Annotated in this window: 4 protein-coding genes; all 4 read right to left on the bottom strand. The window is 30.9% G+C overall.

The genetic code is table 11. The annotated features are described in order from the left end of the window. Positions 1–482 (bottom strand): 4-hydroxythreonine-4-phosphate dehydrogenase PdxA (locus HG1285_RS01355; RefSeq protein ID WP_008289417.1); only part of this gene is annotated, 482 nt, incomplete at its 3' end. After that, on the bottom strand, positions 472–714 hold the full coding sequence (locus tag HG1285_RS01360) for a sulfurtransferase TusB (RefSeq protein ID WP_008289416.1): 243 nt from the start codon (positions 712–714) through the stop codon (positions 472–474). The genes HG1285_RS01355 and HG1285_RS01360, both read right to left, overlap by 11 nt. Beyond that, a complete protein-coding gene (locus HG1285_RS01365) occupies positions 708–1,058 on the bottom strand; it encodes a DsrE family protein (RefSeq protein WP_008289415.1) in 351 nt (116 codons plus the stop codon). The genes HG1285_RS01360 and HG1285_RS01365 overlap by 7 nt, the downstream gene beginning before the upstream one ends. A gap of 8 nt (positions 1,059–1,066) precedes the next feature. Beyond that, positions 1,067–1,258, bottom strand: coding sequence for a DsrE family protein (locus HG1285_RS18525; protein ID WP_008289414.1), 192 nt, complete (start codon positions 1,256–1,258; stop codon positions 1,067–1,069). Between the last annotated feature and the right edge of the window lie 103 nt (positions 1,259–1,361).

Below are 1,361 nucleotides of genomic sequence, written 5' to 3'. Positions count from 1 at the left end.
GTAGTTATTAAAGCAACCTTTAACTTTTCACACATTAAAACCATAACATATTCTTTCACTTTAAAACTATCAGCAAGATAATCAGTATGACCTGCATACTGAAAATTAGCTTTCATTGCGTATTCTTTAGATATAGGAAGTGTAATAAGTGCATTTACTTTTTTATTTTTAATGTCATTTACAGCCTTCTCAAGGTATAAAACAGAAGCTTTACCTGTAATTTCAGATGGTTTACCTGGAATAAAATCTTTATCAAAAATATTTATTAAATAAAAACCGGGTTTCTTAACATCATCTATATTTTCTATCTCTACATAAAACTTTTCCTTATTTAACTGTGAAATGTAATAATCAATGATTTTTTTTGAACCGTAAATTATATAAGTATAACCTTCCGGTAAATTATTATAAGATTTTACAAGTATTTCAGGAGAAATTCCTGAAGGGTCTCCTAAAGTTATAGCTATTTTTTTACCAGACAACTACCTTTTGAGCCTTTTCTATCAAATTTATTATGTATTCATAAGAAACAAGGTTTTCTTGAGGAACTTTTACATTTCTTGCAATTACATCTTCTTCACAGGCAACCCAGTTTTTTTTAGAAGGAAGTCTTAATACTGCGTCCTGTATTAATACAATTATATCATCATCATCTATTAAATCTGCTTCCGGAAAATCTGCAGGTCTTTTTACAAGCCACAGAGTATTTACCATGTTAGAACAACCTCACTGTCTTTTATTACTTTACATATATCGTCTTTTGGAAGTTTTATTATTTCAATTCCCCAATCTTTTAGCTTCAAACCTCTTTCTCTCAAAGCTTCTTCTTCTGCTATTACTTTAGCTTCCATCATACCAAGAGCTTCTAAAGATTTATCTAAAGGCTCTATACCTATCATCTGTGGCTTCCAGTCTGTTAAAGCATAAACCCCATCTCTTATAAATATAACTGCAATTTCATGTTCCATAGCACTTCCAACAGCCTGTCTTAAGGCTTCAAATGTTTTCCAGCTAAAAGGAGCAGAACGAATTACAACAGATACTTTCTTTTTAGCCATTTTATCCTCTAATCTAATATAATAACTTTTTCATACTCTTTTATTAATTTTGCAAGACCATACATACTACTACTTTCAGCCCATGAATCAGGTTTTATTTTTCTCTGCTCTGCATTATGAGCACAGTAATAAACCTTTACACCTTTTTCAGACAGGTTTTTAATTTCTTCCCTTACAACAGAGTAGATACCGTTTCCCATAAAAATATAGCTGTTTCATGCCCTTGATAATAGAAGACTGGGACATTTTTACAAGCGTATTAAAGTCATTTGAATAAGATACTCACCATTATGAACAGTAGCT

Source organism: Hydrogenivirga sp. 128-5-R1-1 (genome assembly GCF_000171895.1).
This window is presented reverse-complemented; position numbering and strand designations above follow the sequence as displayed.